Origin of the sequence: Paenibacillus sp. FSL H8-0457, assembly GCF_038051935.1 — a bacterium.
Classification (GTDB): domain Bacteria; phylum Bacillota; class Bacilli; order Paenibacillales; family Paenibacillaceae; genus Paenibacillus_AQ; species Paenibacillus_AQ lautus_A.
This window is the reverse complement of the sequence record NZ_CP150293.1, coordinates 4790801-4806778: the sequence shown is the minus strand read 5'-3', so window position 1 is coordinate 4806778 and position 15978 is coordinate 4790801. Positions and strand designations below refer to the sequence as shown.

General features: G+C 51.5%; 15 protein-coding genes. All 15 read left to right on the top strand.

What is annotated here, in order from left to right; translation table 11 throughout:
• Window positions 1–2 precede the first annotated feature (2 nt).
• The 15 genes from dprA (at window position 3) to MHI43_RS21255 (ending at window position 15975) form a co-directional block, all read left to right on the top strand.
• Window positions 3–1178 carry a DNA-processing protein DprA gene (gene dprA / locus MHI43_RS21325; RefSeq protein ID WP_036659206.1) on the top strand — a complete coding sequence of 392 codons (1176 nt, stop codon included), beginning with the start codon at window positions 3–5 and terminating at the stop codon, window positions 1176–1178.
• A gap of 36 nt (window positions 1179–1214) precedes the next feature.
• Window positions 1215–3314 carry a type I DNA topoisomerase gene (gene topA, locus MHI43_RS21320; protein ID WP_036659208.1) on the top strand — a complete coding sequence of 700 codons (2100 nt, stop codon included), beginning with the start codon at window positions 1215–1217 and terminating at the stop codon, window positions 3312–3314.
• Window positions 3315–3335: 21 nt separating this feature from the next.
• Window positions 3336–4664 (top strand): FADH(2)-oxidizing methylenetetrahydrofolate--tRNA-(uracil(54)-C(5))-methyltransferase TrmFO, encoded by a 1329-nt coding sequence (gene trmFO / locus MHI43_RS21315; protein WP_036659209.1) that lies wholly within the window; start codon window positions 3336–3338, stop codon window positions 4662–4664.
• 29 nt (window positions 4665–4693) lie between these two features.
• Window positions 4694–5236, top strand: a complete 543-nt coding sequence (hslV, locus tag MHI43_RS21310) for an ATP-dependent protease subunit HslV (RefSeq protein ID WP_006211334.1) — start codon at window positions 4694–4696, stop codon at window positions 5234–5236.
• A 48-nt stretch (window positions 5237–5284) separates the two neighbouring features.
• Window positions 5285–6691: an ATP-dependent protease ATPase subunit HslU gene (gene hslU / locus MHI43_RS21305; protein WP_036659211.1), complete on the top strand. Its 1407-nt coding sequence runs from the start codon at window positions 5285–5287 to the stop codon at window positions 6689–6691.
• Between the two features lie 457 nt (window positions 6692–7148).
• Window positions 7149–7556, top strand: coding sequence for a flagellar basal body rod protein FlgB (flgB, locus tag MHI43_RS21300; protein ID WP_015736331.1), 408 nt, complete (start codon window positions 7149–7151; stop codon window positions 7554–7556).
• A gap of 6 nt (window positions 7557–7562) precedes the next feature.
• A complete protein-coding gene (flgC, locus tag MHI43_RS21295; RefSeq protein ID WP_009594707.1) occupies window positions 7563–8012 on the top strand; it encodes a flagellar basal body rod protein FlgC in 450 nt (149 codons plus the stop codon).
• A gap of 44 nt (window positions 8013–8056) precedes the next feature.
• Window positions 8057–8365 (top strand): flagellar hook-basal body complex protein FliE, encoded by a 309-nt coding sequence (gene fliE, locus MHI43_RS21290; protein ID WP_009594713.1) that lies wholly within the window; start codon window positions 8057–8059, stop codon window positions 8363–8365.
• Between the two features lie 34 nt (window positions 8366–8399).
• Complete coding sequence (gene fliF, locus MHI43_RS21285) at window positions 8400–9980, top strand: flagellar basal-body MS-ring/collar protein FliF (protein ID WP_009594716.1); 1581 nt, start codon at window positions 8400–8402, stop codon at window positions 9978–9980.
• A gap of 11 nt (window positions 9981–9991) precedes the next feature.
• Window positions 9992–11008, top strand: a complete 1017-nt coding sequence (fliG, locus tag MHI43_RS21280; RefSeq protein WP_015736330.1) for a flagellar motor switch protein FliG — start codon at window positions 9992–9994, stop codon at window positions 11006–11008.
• Complete coding sequence (locus tag MHI43_RS21275) at window positions 11001–11855, top strand: FliH/SctL family protein (protein ID WP_036659213.1); 855 nt, start codon at window positions 11001–11003, stop codon at window positions 11853–11855. Before fliG ends, MHI43_RS21275 begins: the two co-directional genes overlap by 8 nt.
• Window positions 11839–13158, top strand: a complete 1320-nt coding sequence (fliI, locus tag MHI43_RS21270) for a flagellar protein export ATPase FliI (protein ID WP_009594717.1) — start codon at window positions 11839–11841, stop codon at window positions 13156–13158. Before MHI43_RS21275 ends, fliI begins: the two co-directional genes overlap by 17 nt.
• 9 nt (window positions 13159–13167) lie before the next feature.
• A complete protein-coding gene (gene fliJ / locus MHI43_RS21265; RefSeq protein WP_015736328.1) occupies window positions 13168–13611 on the top strand; it encodes a flagellar export protein FliJ in 444 nt (147 codons plus the stop codon).
• Window positions 13612–13655: 44 nt separating this feature from the next.
• Complete coding sequence (locus MHI43_RS21260) at window positions 13656–14582, top strand: kinesin (protein ID WP_036659215.1); 927 nt, start codon at window positions 13656–13658, stop codon at window positions 14580–14582.
• 46 nt (window positions 14583–14628) lie between these two features.
• The gene (locus MHI43_RS21255; protein WP_015736326.1) at window positions 14629–15975 is read left to right on the top strand and encodes a flagellar hook-length control protein FliK; all 1347 of its coding nucleotides are present in this window, start codon (window positions 14629–14631) and stop codon (window positions 15973–15975) included.
• The last annotated feature ends 3 nt before the right edge of the window (window positions 15976–15978 follow it).

The following is a 15978-nucleotide window of genomic DNA, read 5'->3' as shown; positions in this document are numbered from 1 at the left end:
TGATGAGGCTGGACAGATTAATTCTGATTGCATTGCATGAAAGCGAAGGCATCGGATGGAAGACCATAAACCGAATGGTATTGAACGGCGAGCTGCATGAAGGCTTGCTGTCCTATGATGCGCAGGATTGGAGAGCGTGCGGTCTGCCTGTCGAAAAAGCAAACAAGCTGGCTAAAGAATTCCCTATCGCCGTCGAAAGAAAGCGTGTCGAACTGTCGAATGACGAGGAGGTCGAGCTTCGACAAGTGGAAGACAAGGTATGGAATTTGACAAACCGCACAAAAATACGTATTATAACAGCCCTTGATGCTGTCTACCCGGACATGTTGAAATCGTCGCCGCAAGCGCCCTGGGTTCTGTATTGCATAGGGGATCCTCATTTGCTGTCCACGCCGGGGATCGCGATGGTCGGCACAAGAATGCCTACCGGCTACGGGCGCAAGGTTGCATCGATGCTGTCGGAGGCGCTGACACGAGCGGGGCTTATGGTTGTCAGCGGCATGGCCAGAGGCATTGACAGCGTCGTGCACGAAACCGCTTTGCGAAGCGGCGGGCCGACGGTAGCCGTTCTCGGAGCCGGCATCGATGTCATTTATCCGCCGGAGAACCGCTCACTTTATGAAGAGATCGCAGCTAAAGGGCTTATTATTTCCGAATACCCGCCGGGTACCAAGGCGCTGCCGGGATTCTTCCCGCAGCGAAACCGGATCATCGCCGGGCTGACGCTGGGAACCGTGGTGGTGGAGGCGGATGCCCGCAGCGGATCGCTGATTACGGCGGATTTGGCCCTGGAGGCGGGAAGGGACGTGTTTTCCGTTCCGGGACCGCTCACTTCACCCAAGAGCAGAGGGACCTTGGATTTGATCAAGCAAGGGGCCAAGATGGTCACGGAAGCCGGGGATATAATAGAAGAATATGATTCCTGGTTGCCAAAAGGGGTCTCGGATACATACAATAAGGAGCGGCGGGCCCCTCGTCAGGAGCGTCCGGATGAACTAGCCGGGTTGACAAATGACGAACGACAAATATACCATATGCTCGAACAGGGTCCCGGGTCGCTGGATGAGATGATCGAGCGTACCCGGTGGGATTTTGGACATTTGCATTCAGTTCTGTTATCTTTAATCATAAAAAAGCAGATTACCCAATTACCCGGTGCTATATATAAAATCATATAATGGGAAAGTTTGAATGTTGGAGAGGAGGATGAACCTGTGGCGGATTCACTCGTCATCGTAGAGTCGCCTGCCAAGGCGAAAACGATTGGCAAATATCTCGGCAGCAAGTATATCGTGAAGGCTTCGATGGGTCATGTTCGCGATTTGCCGAAGAGCCAGATCGGGGTTGAGGTGGAAAACGACTTCAATCCGAAATACATTACGATCCGCGGAAAAGGTTCTGTCTTAAAGGAACTTAAGGATGCTAGCAAAAAGGTGAAAAAAGTGTACCTCGCAGCTGACCCCGATCGCGAAGGGGAAGCCATTGCATGGCATCTTGCGCATGCGTTGGAGCTGGATGATACTCAAAGCCTGCGGGTTGTATTTAATGAAATAACGAAAACGGCCGTGAAGGATGCCTTCAAAACGCCGCGCAAAATTAACATGGATCTGGTTAATGCGCAGCAGGCCAGACGTATTTTGGACCGATTGGTTGGTTACAAGATCAGTCCTATTCTATGGAAGAAAGTGAAGAAGGGTCTTTCGGCCGGCCGGGTTCAATCGGTAGCCGTCAAAATCATTCTCGACCGCGAGAATGAGATAAGCGCTTTCGTTCCGGAAGAATATTGGACTATAACGGCTAAGCTGGCGATTAAAGGCTCCGCATTCGAAGCCAAATTCACGCAGCTAAACGGCGCGAAGAAGGAACTGACCAATGAGCAGGAAGTGAATGAAATCCTCGAGGCGATTCGGGATGCTTCCTTTAAGGTCGGCGAAGTGAAAGAGCGTGAGCGTCAGCGCCACCCGTCGCCGCCGTTTACGACGAGTTCCTTGCAGCAGGAGGCTGCGCGTAAACTCGGTTTCCGTGCCGCCAAGACCATGTCGGTAGCCCAGCAGCTGTACGAGGGTGTTGAGTTAGGCAAGGAAGGCACCGTCGGTTTAATTACTTACATGCGTACGGATTCCACGCGGATCTCAGGCACGGCTCAAGAAGAAGCGAAAGAATACATCACCGAGAAGTACGGTGATCCGTTCGTGCCGGAGAGCCCGAGACAATATTCAAAAAAAGCAGCCAACGCCCAGGATGCGCACGAAGCGATTCGTCCAACGTCCGTGCTGCGCGATCCGGAATCCATGAAACCGTATATGAGCCGCGACCAGCTTCGGTTGTACAAACTGGTCTGGGAACGCTTTGTCGCAAGCCAGATGTCTTCTGCAGTACTGGATACGCTTTCCGTGGACATCACTGCCGGGAATACGGTCTTCCGGGCGACCGGTTCGAAGGTCCGTTTCCCTGGATTCATGAAGGTCTACGTTGAAGGCAATGACGACGGAACGACAGAGGAAGACAAATACCTGCCGGAACTTCATTCCGGAGACATTCTGGAGAAGCAGGACATTGAGCCGAAGCAGCACTTCACGCAGCCGCCTCCGCGTTATACGGAAGCGCGTCTTGTCCGAACGCTGGAGGAGCTCGGCATAGGGCGTCCAAGTACGTATGCGCCGACGCTGGAGACGATCCAGAAGAGAGGCTACGTTGCCATCGAAGAGAAAAAATTCATGCCGACCGAGCTCGGTGAGCTTGTCATCGAGCAGATGGAGCAGTTCTTCCCCGAAATCCTCAATGTGGAGTTTACGGCGAACATGGAAGAGGATCTCGACCATGTGGAGGAAGGCTCCGAGGACTGGGTCAAGGTATTGGCAGAGTTCTATGAATCCTTTGAGAAGCGGCTTGAAGTAGCAGAGGAAGAAATGAAGGAAATCGAAATCGAAGATGAGGTTTCCGATGAGATCTGCGAAAAATGCGGCAAGCCCATGGTTTATAAGCTGGGCCGTTTCGGCAAGTTTCTTGCCTGCTCGGGGTTCCCGGAATGCCGGAATACCAAGCCGATCGTGAAGGACATCGGCGTATCTTGCCCGAAATGCAAGGAAGGCCATGTCGTGGAACGACGGAGCAAGAAGGGGCGCGTCTTCTTTGGCTGTGACCGGTATCCCGAATGCGACTTTGTATCATGGGATAAACCGTCAACGAAGCCGTGTCCGAATTGCAGCAGTTTAATGGTAGAGAAGAAAAGCAAGCAAGGCATCAAGCTTCAGTGTACCTCTTGCGATTATTCCGAAATGGTCGAGGAACAGGACGAAGCAGCAGATTTGTAAGGCATACAGGGGGTAATGACGTTGACAGATTCACAGAGGGTTACGGTTATCGGGGCAGGACTTGCTGGCAGTGAAGCTGCCTGGCAGATCGCCAGCCGAGGCGTACCCGTTACACTATACGAGATGCGGCCGGTCGTAAAGACGCCGGCTCATCATACGGACAAGTTCGCCGAGCTTGTATGCAGTAATTCGCTTCGGGCGAACGGATTAACCAATGCGGTCGGCGTATTGAAGGAAGAGATGCGGATGCTGAATTCCCTCGTCATCGGATCGGCTGACCGCAATTCCGTCCCGGCTGGCGGCGCATTGGCCGTCGACCGCGACGGCTTCTCCGGAGAGATTACGGAAACCTTGCATCAGCATCCGTTAATCGAGGTCGTAAATGAAGAAATTCAGCATATACCTGAAGAAGGCATCGTTGTTATTGCTACGGGACCGCTGACTTCGCCGGCATTGTCGTCGCAAATCCGCGAGTTGATGGGCGAAGACTATTTCTATTTTTACGATGCGGCTGCTCCGATCGTGGAGAAGGATTCCATCGATATGAGCAAGGTCTATCTGGCATCCCGTTACGATAAAGGCGAAGCGGCCTATCTGAATTGTCCTATGACGGAAGAAGAGTTTGACGCCTTCTATGACGCTCTGATTAATGCTGAAGTCGCTCAATTGAAAGAGTTTGAGAAGGAGATTTATTTCGAGGGCTGCATGCCGATCGAGGTTATGATGAAGCGCGGTAAACAAACCGCCTTGTTCGGTCCGATGAAGCCTGTTGGATTGGTGAACCCGCATACAGGCAAGCTGCCGCATGCTGTGGTGCAGCTCCGTCAGGATAATGCGGCAGGAACCCTCTATAATCTTGTCGGTTTCCAGACTCACTTGAAATGGGGCGAACAGAAGCGGATCATTTCCATGATTCCGGGACTCGAGAACGCCGAAATTGTGCGTTACGGCGTCATGCACCGCAATACGTTTGTCAATTCGCCGAAATTGCTGGAACAAACCTATCAGGTGAAAACACGGCCGAATTTGTACCTGGCGGGACAAATGACCGGCGTCGAAGGGTATGTTGAATCGGCGGCGTCCGGATTGATTGCTGGCATTAATGCGGCAAGGGCGGCTCAGGGGCGTGAGGGGATCGTATTCCCTCAGGAATCGACCATCGGGAGCATGGCTTATTACATAACCCATGCGGATCCCGATAATTTCCAGCCAATGAACGCGAACTTCGGTCTTCTTCCGGGCCTAGAGAAGCGGATTCGCAACAAAAAGGAAAAGAACGAAGCGCTTGCGAACCGTGCTCTTGACGGGGTCCGCGTATTTATCAGCGAGCATGAACTAAATACAATCTAATCTTATTTTCTTAGGGAGGTCTTGCCATCATGGAAATGACTTTTCACGCCACGACGATTTGCGCAGTGCGGCACAATGGCACGGCTGCTATAGCCGGCGATGGCCAAGTCACATTCGGTGAAAGTGTAGTCATGAAGCAGACCGCCAAGAAAGTGCGCCGTCTTTACCGGGGACAAGTTGTCGCCGGTTTTGCCGGTTCTGTGGCGGATGCGATCACGTTGTTTGAGAAATTCGAAGGCAAGCTGGAGGAGCACCATGGAAACCTGCAGCGGGCCGCTGTCGAGCTTGCGAAGGACTGGCGTCAAGACCGGGTGCTCCGCAAACTTGAAGCCTTGATGATTGTTATGGACAAAACGGGGATGCTGCTGATTTCCGGCGGCGGCGAAATCATCGAGCCTGATGATGATGTGCTGGCCATCGGGTCAGGCGGCAATTTTGCCTTGTCTGCCGGACGTGCGCTTAAACGCCATGCAGGGCATATGGAAGCAAAAGACATCGCCAGAGAAGCCCTTCAGATCGCTTCTGAGGTGTGTGTCTACACCAACAGCAACATTATTGTTGAAGAGCTGTAAGAGGCCATGCAGCAACATATAGCCATATCAGGGGTGGAGGTATTCGCGATGAGTAAAGAATCGATGACGCCTAGACAGATTGTATCCGAGCTGGATAAATACATCGTAGGCCAGAAGGACGCTAAAAAATCGGTCGCTGTCGCACTTCGGAACCGTTATCGCCGGAGTCTGCTGACCGATGACGAGCGGGACGAAATCGTACCGAAGAACATTCTGATGATCGGTCCTACCGGCGTCGGCAAAACGGAAATTGCGAGAAGGCTTGCCAAGCTGGTCCATGCACCGTTCGTCAAGGTCGAGGCAACGAAGTTTACCGAGGTTGGTTATGTCGGTCGTGATGTGGAGTCCATGGTGCGGGATCTGGTAGAAACCGCGATCCGGATGGTGAAGCTGGAACGTACGGAGAAGGTTAAGGACAAAGCCGAGGAAATGGCGAACGAGCGAATCGTTCAGCTGTTGGCGCCTTCAACCAAAGGCCAGAAGAGCCAGCGTAACCCTTTTGAGATGCTATTTGGCGGTGGAAACAACGAAACCCAGGCTGAAGAGGAAGATGCGGACGATAAGGACGTTAGTCTTAAAGAGAAACGGAGACAGGTGCGCTTTAACCTGCTGTCCGGCAAGCTTGAAGACGAAACGATTGAGATCGATGTGGAGGATGCCGCACCGAATATGTTCGACATGTTTGCCGGACAGGGCAACGATCAGATGGGCATGAATATGCAGGAAATGTTTGGCAACCTGATGCCGAAGCGTACGAAGCGCCGCAAGCTGTCCGTCAAGGAAGCCAGAAAAGTGCTTACGCAGGAAGAAGCAGGCAAGCTCATTGATATGGATGATGTCATCCAGGAGTCCATACGCCGGGCCGAGCAATCCGGAATTATTTTCATCGACGAAATCGACAAGGTTGCCAGCCAGGGCCGTCAATCGGGTCCTGATGTGTCCAGGGAAGGTGTGCAGCGCGACATTCTGCCTATCGTGGAAGGCTCCACGATCATGACGAAATACGGGCCGGTAAAAACGGACTTTGTCCTGTTTATTGCTGCTGGCGCATTCCATATCGCGAAGCCGTCGGATTTGATTCCCGAGCTTCAGGGTCGTTTTCCGATTCGGGTAGAGCTGAACAGTTTGTCGCTCGACGATTTTGTGTCCATTTTGACCGAGCCGAAAAACGCATTGACCAAACAATACGTCAATCTGCTTCGTACCGAAGACCTGGAAATCGAGTTTTCGCCGGAAGCGATACGAGAGATTGCCCAAATCGCGGCCTCGGTGAACCAGAACACGGAGAATATCGGCGCACGGAGGCTCCATACGATATTGGAGAAGCTGCTGGAGGATCTGTCGTTTGAAGCACCTGAATTAACGCTGGACCGGATGGTGATCACCCCGCAGTATGTCCGGGAGAAACTTGCCGGCATCGCCCAGGATCGGGACCTGAGCCAGTATATTCTGTAGTTGCATTCGTATAGGTCTATCTGCCGGGTATGCAAAAAGGAGATAATTGTCGATATTCATCCCGGCCTTTCTTGCAGGATGTCGAAGCGCTTTCGCATGTTGGAAGGGATCGGGACGGATTTCGCAATTTTTTGTGAATATTCAGGATGGGAACAGGACCTACCTAGCGGGTAAATTCACTTAAAATTTACAGATTTAGTGGTACGATTTGCAATAATATAGAAAAAAATCGGATAAAAATGAACACAAAGCCCTTCTTTTTGGTAAAAGATAGGGCTTTTTTCTTATTGTAAAAAGTCCCAATCTTTAAGAAACTTAGTTTATGTGACATCATGTTGTCTTTTTCTACTTAAGACCTAGGTTAGTTCGTACGGATTATATTATTTGTCGAAAAAAGAGGGTTTAGCTAGGAAGAGTGGAATACCTTTCGGCAAATCCAGTCAGGAGGAATGAGCTAGTGAATCTGTTGAATAATAGTTCTTTTCAACGGCTTCAAAGCGGTTTGGATGCAGCGAATCTCAGGAACAACGTGATTGCAAACAACATCGCGAACGTGGATACACCTCATTTTAAGAGATCCGAAGTATCCTTTGAAAGTCTTCTGAAGAAAGAAATGGATGGAGCCCAGTTGTCGCTTCAGGGCAGAAGAACGGATCCCAGGCATTTTGTCATCGGTCCAACCGGGTCAATCCCGGATGCTTCGGTCATAAAGGACGGCAGCAGTTCCATGAATAACAACCAGAATAATGTCGATGCAGACAGAGAAATGTCGCTGCTTGCAGAGAATCAGCTTCGTTATAATTCGTACATACAAGCTGTAAATGAGCAGATTCGAATGATGCGTACAGCTATTGAAGGGAGATAGGGATTCATGAATATTAGCAATAGCTTCGGAATTAATGCATCAGCTCTAACGGCACAACGGCTTCGAATGGATGTTATCTCCTCCAACATAGCCAATGCGGAAACCACGCGCGCGCGAATCGAGAATGGACAAGCCGTTCCGTATCGTCGAAAAACGGTTGTGTTTCAGCCGCAGCAGGAATCCTTCGAAGGGCTTCTCAGAGCCCAGATGAACGGTCAAAATGCAGGGCAAGGGGTCAAGGTTGCGCAGGTGCGGGAAGATCAATCCCCGTTGAAGCAGGTATATAACCCCACACATCCGGATGCGAATGCGGAAGGCTATGTCTTTATGCCTAACGTCGATATTACGAAGGAAATGGTGGATATGCTTGCAGCTACCCGTTCATACGAGGCTAACGTTACGGCGATAAACGCTTCGAAAGCGATGATCATGAAGGCTTTGGAGATCGGAAGATAATACGAGGATATATACATAGACCAGCATAGTAGGAGGAGAGAGAGATGATTCAGAATGCAATGTTCAGTGTTCAGGGTGTACAGCCGCTGCAAATGCAGGAGCAAGTGAAAAATGGTGCGACTCCTTCCGAATCGATTCGAGATTTTGGCTCTTACCTGAATGAAGCACTGAACTCCGTGGCCGCGCAGGAACAGAACGCGCACGTGATGAGCGATAAATTAATGATTGGACAAGTAAACGTAGATCAGGCGATGATATCCGCCCAACAGGCTCTGTTGAGCATTCAGCTCACGACACAGGTCCGAAACAAAGTGGTAGAAGCCTATCAAGAGATCATGCGCACGCAAATCTAAATGTTTCTAGCAAAGTTTCGGATGGGGTGACAATGTGAACGAGAGAATTACCCAATATCGGGAGAGAATGACCCAGTATTGGAACCAATTCAGTAACAAACAAAAAATAATGTTAATCGCTACCGTAGCATTTGTTCTAATTGCTCTAGTCGTACTAACGATGCAGTTCTCTAAGACGAAGTATGAAGTAGCGTTCCGGGATCTGAATTCCAGCGACGCCGCAGGCATCATCAGCCACCTGGAGACCCAGGGGATTTCCTACAAGCTGAGCGAGGACGGCAGAAGCATTCTGGTTCCGAGCACAAGCGCAGCTAAAGTCCAGATCGATGTAGGATCACAGGGACTGGTGCAGAATGGCACGATCGGATTCGAAACCTTCGAGAAGAATGCGTCAGCCATCGGGATGACGGATAACGAATTCGAAGTGAAATATGTAAATGCACTGAATGGCGAAGTCGAACGGCTGCTGGAGAAGATGCAGGGCGTTCAGGACGCAACGGTATTGTTGAACCTGCCAAAAGAAAGTGTGTTCGCGAAAAACGGAAACGAGGATCAGGCCAGCGCTTCCGTGGTTGTACAGTTTAAACCGGGCTATCGTCCTAATCAGGAAGTCATAGACGGGTACTACAACCTCGTGAAAACGGCCATTCCCAATTTGCCGATCGAGAACATTACGATCACCAATGACGAAGTCGAGCTGCTCGCAACAGCTAAAGGCGGTCAAGGCGGATTGATCGGCAAGGTGGAAGAAAATTTCGCGCTCCAGAAAAAATTCGAAAACGACGTAAGACAAAATGTCCAGCAATTCCTCTCGCAGTACATGGGTTCGAATAAAGTCAATGTTCTTGTAGCTTCCAAACTGAACTTTGATCAGGTGCAAAGCAAGGAAAACATCGTAACCCCTGTGGATGAAGAAGAAATGAAGGGGATTGAGCTCAGCGTTCAGGAGATCCAGAAGAACTATTCGGGAACCGGCAGTCCTACAGGCGGCGTGGCCGGCGTAGGCGAAGAGGCCGTTCCGGGATATCCAAGCGATTCTGGAAGCGGAGAAACGAATTCGGAAGAGCTCTCCAAAACCGTTAACTATGAGGTTAACCGGATTACGAAGGATATCATTGCAAGTCCATATACTGTTAAAGATTTAACCATTAATGTCTCGGTTGAACCACCTGCCGGGCAACAAACTTTGGATGATGCCACAAGAACGGCTATTCAGAACATCCTGGTCAATATTGTAAGAGCATCGCTTTCGGATTCAGACTCTACTTATACAGACGCTGATTTGTCCAAAAAAGTTTCGGTTATTTCGCAGGTATTTAATGTAAATGCGGATGAAAATCCGAAATCCGTATTTTCACAGCCTGTATTATGGGGAATCGGTATCGCTGCGTTGGCATTGATTGCGGGAGGAACCTATTTCTTCATCCGCAGACGCAGACAGCAGCAGGAGGAGCTTGAAGAGGATATCCAGCTTCCGCCTGTTACGGAATTCCCGTCGATTAATCTCGAAAGTATAACCAATGAAAGCCAGGTTCGTAAGCAGCTCGAAACCTTGGCGAAGAAGAAGCCAGATGAATTCGTGAATTTACTTCGCACATGGCTAGCTGAGGAATAGAGGTGGAAGCATTGGCTAAGGGAAATAACCAAATGTTAAGCGGACGTCAAAAAGCGGCTATACTGCTCATTACACTTGGCCCGGAAGTGTCTGCTCAAATATTTAAGCATCTTCGAGATGAAGAAATTGAACAATTAACGCTCGAGATTGCGAACGTTCGCAAAGTCGACAGCGTCGAGAAAGATAGCATTATTCAGGAGTTCCATCAAATTTGCCTGGCCCAGGAATACATCTCGCAGGGCGGTATCAATTACGCGAAGGAAATTTTGGAGAAGGCGCTTGGACAGCAAAAAGCGATGGAAGTGATCAACAGGCTGACGGCAACGCTTCAAGTAAGGCCGTTTGACTTCGCCCGTAAAGCGGACCCGAGCCAAATCCTGAACTTTATCCAGAATGAGAATGCGCAAACCATCGCCCTCGTCTTGTCTTATCTTCAATACGAGCAGGCATCCGCGATCCTCTCTTCGCTCCCGCAGGAGAAGCAGGCGGAAGTTGCGCGCAGGGTTGCAGTCATGGACAGCACTTCGCCGGAAGTCATCGCTCAGGTGGAGCGCGTGCTGGAACAGAAGCTGTCGGCTACGGTGACGCAGGATTACACCAGTGCGGGCGGCATCGAGTCGATCGTTCAAATACTGAACGGCGTGGACCGCGGAACGGAACGGACGATCCTCGACTCCCTGGAGATCCAGGATCCCGAGCTTGCTGAAGAAATCAAGAAGCGGATGTTTGTATTCGAAGACATCGTCAACGTGGACAACCGTTCGATACAGCGCATCATCCGCGATGTCGAGAATGCGGACCTGCAGCTTGCGCTCAAGGTGGCAAGCGAAGAGGTGCGGGACGTTATTTTCCGCAATATGTCCAAGCGGATGGCCGAAACCTTCCGCGAAGAAATGGAATATATGGGACCGGTGCGGCTGCGTGACGTGGAGGAAGCCCAGACTCGGATCGTAAGCACGATCCGGAGACTCGAAGAAGCGGGCGAGGTTATTATTGCCCGCGGCGGAGGAGATGACATCATTGTCTAACTTGATCAAATCGTCCCACTATAAACCGATGGATGTGTTGAAAGAGTTGGATCTTGCTCGTCGTTACGCTTCGCCAACCGAGGAAACGGTGGAGGAGCCTGCACCGCCGACGGCCGAGCCGGCCGCTGTACAAACGCTTGCTGAAGCCGAACGTTTGAAGCATGAAATGCTGGAAGACGCTCAGGAGTTTGCCGAAAGGCAAATCCGGGAGGCCTCGGAAGAGGCGCAGCGTCTGTTGACCGAAGCGCAGGAGCAGATTGAGGCTTGGTGGACCGAAAGAAGGCTTCAGGATGAGGACTTGTCCGAAACGCTGAAAATGGAAGGTTTTAATCAAGGATATGCGGAGGGCTCTGCCAAGGCGGAGCTTGAGATGAAGGAACTGATGGAGCAGGCGACGGTGCAAGCGAGCGAGCTGCTTCAGCTCGCGCACCAAGCCAAGGAAGATCTGATCCAGGAAGCGGAGCCGTTTTTGGTGGAACTCAGCTGCAACATTGCGGAGAAAGTGCTGGATCGTCAGCTTACGATTGAACCGGAATTCACGCTGGAGCTGATTCGAAAGAACCTGGCGCGCAAGCGGGAAAAAGGAATCATTTCCCTCTGCGTAGCTCCCGATCAGTTCGAATTCGTATACGCCGCGCGGGAAGAGCTCGGATTATCGATCGACTCCCAGGCGGAGCTTCAAATTTTGCCGGACTCCACGGTTAAGGATCGCGGTTGCGTCATCCGGTCTTCCTTCGGAAGCGTGGACGCACGCATCGATACACAGCTGGCCGAGATCAAAAAAGAACTCGTACGGATCGCCCTTGATGTCGAGGAACGGAGAAATCAAGATGAAGAAGCTGAATAGCGCCCGGTACATGGACCATCTGAAACATCTGGATCCCGTCCGCATCAACGGCAAGGTTACGCAGGTCATCGGATTGATGGTGGAGTCCGAAGGGCCGGATGCCAGTATCGGCGACGTATGCTACATCTATCCCACGAAGCAATCCAAGCCGCTCAAGGCGGAGGTCGTGGGTTTCAGAGATAATAAAGTGCTGCTGATGCCTCTCGGCGAGCTGCACTCCATTGGCCCGGGCTGCGATGTAGTGGGCACAGGCAAACCGTTGAGCGTTCAGGTCGGTTCGGAGCTGCTTGGCAAAGTACTGGACGGATTGGGACAACCGCTCGACGGATCCATTATTCCGGCACGCATGCCGCATTATTCCACCCATAACGTTCCGCAGAACCCGCTTAATCGGCCCAGGGTTCAGGAGCCGATCAGCATCGGCGTCCGGGCGATTGACGGATTGCTCTCCATCGGCAAAGGCCAACGTGTCGGCATATTCGCCGGCTCTGGCGTCGGGAAGAGTACCCTGATGGGGATGATCGCACGTAACACCTCAGCCGATGTCAATGTCATTGCCTTGATCGGTGAACGTGGACGAGAGGTGCTTGATTTCATCGAGCGGGACCTGGGTCCCGAAGGGTTGAAACGGTCCGTTGTGATCGTGGCCACCTCGGATCAACCGGCGCTCATCCGCATTAAGGGAGCCTTGATCGCCACCACGATCGCCGAATATTTCAGGGATCGCGGCCTGAACGTGATGCTGATGATGGATTCGGTTACCCGTTATGCGATGGCACAGCGCGAAGTCGGGCTTGCCGTAGGGGAACCGCCGGCGATGCGCGGTTACACTCCGTCGGTATTTGCCAGTCTGCCGAAGCTTCTGGAACGCGCAGGTACGGGACCAACGGGTTCGATCACCGCTTTTTACACGGTGCTGGTAGACGGCGACGACATGAACGAACCGATCGCGGATGCGGTCAGGGGGATACTGGATGGTCACATCGTCCTGAACCGGAATATCGCGAACAAAGGCCATTTTCCGGCGATCGACGTGCTGGCCAGCATCAGCCGGGTCATGAAAGACATCTCGCCCGAGGAACAAATTGATGCCTCCGAGAACGTAAAGCGTTTGATGGCGATCTACAAGGATTCGGAGGATTTGATCAATATCGGAGCTTACCAACAGGGCTCGAATGCCGACATCGATGAATCGATCGAATACATCGGCCGAATTTGGGATTTTACGAAACAAAAAGTGAATGAGAAGACCACATTGGATGAGGTTCAGGAACGTTTGATTTCCGAGTTTTCAAGGAGATGACTTTGAAGAATGAAATTTCATTATGCATTCCAGAAAATCGTAGACCTGAAAAGCAACGAGAAAACGCAAGCGGAATGGATGCTGTCAAGCGCCATCGGGAAGCTGCAGGCGGAAGAGAAAAGTCTGAATGAGTTGTATGAGATGCGGGATCAAATGTACCGTGCTCAGCAGGAAGCGGCATCGCGCTGCGTGCCTGTCTCTGAAATCCGAAACATTCAGGTCTATGCAGAGCACCTGGAAGAATGCATTGAACGGAAACGGGATGACATACGGATCGCCCATGTCAATGTAACGAAGAAACAAAAGGTATTGTCCGACAAAATGCTTGACGAAAAAGTGTGGCTGAAGGCAAGAGACAAATCCCAAGAAAAGTTCCGGCATGAAAGTCTCCTTCGGGAACAAAACGAGCTGGACGAAATGGCGACGGTACGTTTTGCGATCAGAGCCCGTTAAGGTTTGCAAACACCGGTGGGTATGACCGCGAGGGAGGAATGAGTGTGGCACGAAAAGACATGCCGCTTGATAAGGAAGAATCAGGCGGTGGATTTGAACGGATATTGTTGATTTTGGTACCTGCTATATTCACGATCGTTCTGCTCGGAGCGCTCGCCGTATTTTTCAGAGCCGATGTCCGGGATGGGCTGCTCGAAGTAGCCAATAAAATTCCGGTCGTTAAGAACTGGGTCCCTGACCCGGTGTTGACCCCGGAAGAGCAGAAGCTCAAAGAGGCGAAGCAGCAGGAAGAAAGCGCAGAAGCGACGATTGTGGAACTTAAGAAGCAGCTTGCCGAGAAAGAAGAAACGTTAAACGAAGTAACGGAGCAAAAAGCAACGCAGGAAAACAAGGTGAAAGAGCTGGAAACCCAAATAGAATCGATGCAAAGCACATCCACGGACGGCGAGGCGGAAGAGGAAGACGCGTACACCAAGCAGATTCGTGAGCTGTCCAAGCTTTATGCGGACATGAGTCCCAGCAAAGCCGCACCGATCATGCAGAACCTGACGCTGGAAGAAATGGTGCTAATGCTGAGCCAAATGAAGAGCAGCAACCGGGTTGCCATCCTTCAGAAGATGGATCCGAAAACGGCGGCGGATGCAACCATGATGCTGAAAGACGCGGAGACCTCTGAAGATCTGGCCATTGCCGCTTTGCAATCCAGGCTGAAGAAGAACGACGCGGAGGCTGCGCAGAAGAAAACCTCCGAGAACCTGGATAAAAGCCAGCTGAATCAGACTTTTGCCGGAATGACGCCTGCCAACGCCGCGGACCTGCTGATGCAAACGTACAAGATCAGCCCCGCGAAAACGATGACCATTCTAAATACGGTGGACGATGCTACGCGCTCGCGAATTTTAAATGCGATGTCCTCGAAAGACGCGGAGCTGGCAGCTAAAATATTGAATCGCCTGATGGGCTCTAAATAAGCTCTGAAATGAATCTCCATCCTCAGGAAAGGAGGTGAAATAGACGATGACAATAACGGTACAAAGCAGTATGTCTTCTTCCGTCAGCAGTACCGCGGGAAGCGGAAAGACCAGCGCAGCCGGTCAAGCGACAGCGGGTGTTTCCTTTGATGCGACGCTGGCTTACCAGATGAACGGCAGCGGCAGCGGCGCTGCAACAACCTCAACAGAAGTCGCGGCCAAGCTGGAATCCCTGCTTGCGCAGTATTCGGCGGAAACCGACGAATCGCTTGAAGGCTTGATGGAGCTGCTTCAAGGATTGCTGCAGGAGCTAGATACCATGGACCAGGCCTTAGAGGAGGATCCATCGTTATTGCAAGAGCTGCAAAACTGGCTGACGCAAGCGAACCTTCTGTTAAGCGGAACAGCTCCTCACGCCCAAGGAAACGCGAACGGCAATGACATGTCCCCATTGGCTTCCCATCCGGATACGATCCGGTTTGCGGTACAGGACACGATCAGCCAGCTGGCTTCGATGCTGTCCAAATCGGGTCAGGTGGACCTCCAGACGGAGGCAGCCGTCAAACAGCTTGTCCAATCCTTCCAAAGTTTGCTTGGTCAAGGAACGGGGACTGGAGAAAATAAAGCAAGCGGCAGTTTTGCCAACATCCTAAGCCAAAAGCAGCCGGATGCGGTACAACCTAACATTGCAGCGAATACTGCAGGACAGTCGGCTTCATCTGAGACAACGGGGCAAGCGAACGCTAAATGGTCTACTCTGGCCACAAGTACCCCGGTTGACGGCACAGCAGCTGAATTCGCTTTAAATGAAGGGGATTCCCTATTGGAGCAAGGAACGGTTACGGCCGGTCAGCTGGCCCTGCGTTCCGGAACCCAAGTAGCGGTAAAACCTGCAGCTCCGCCGGTGCCTGTCGAGAATTTCTCTAACGAAATGACTTCCTTCATTATTAATAAGCTCGAAATCGTGAAGCAAACCGGTTTTACCGAAGCGAGAATCTCCTTGAATCCGGAGCATCTGGGCCAAGTAGACATCAAGCTAACGATGCAGAACGGCCAGTTGATCGCACAGTTCATGACGCGGTCGACGGATGCTAAAGAGCTGATTGACCAGCAAATGGCACAGCTTCGAAGCGCATTGCTGGCCCAAGGACTTCAAGTCGAGAAAATTGAGGTTACGCAGAGCAGCCAGCCATCCAATGCCAATCTTTATCAGGATGGACGTCAGCCTGGATCAGGACAGCAGCAGCCGCAGCACCGTTCGAAGGAGAAGGATAGGCCTTCCGACGATGCCGTTCTTGCCGCGAATTTGACGGAAGAATTGAACGATTGGATTGCCGAGCATCAAGCCGACGATGAGAACTTGCAAGCAGGAACATTTACCGCGAAAGCCTAACAG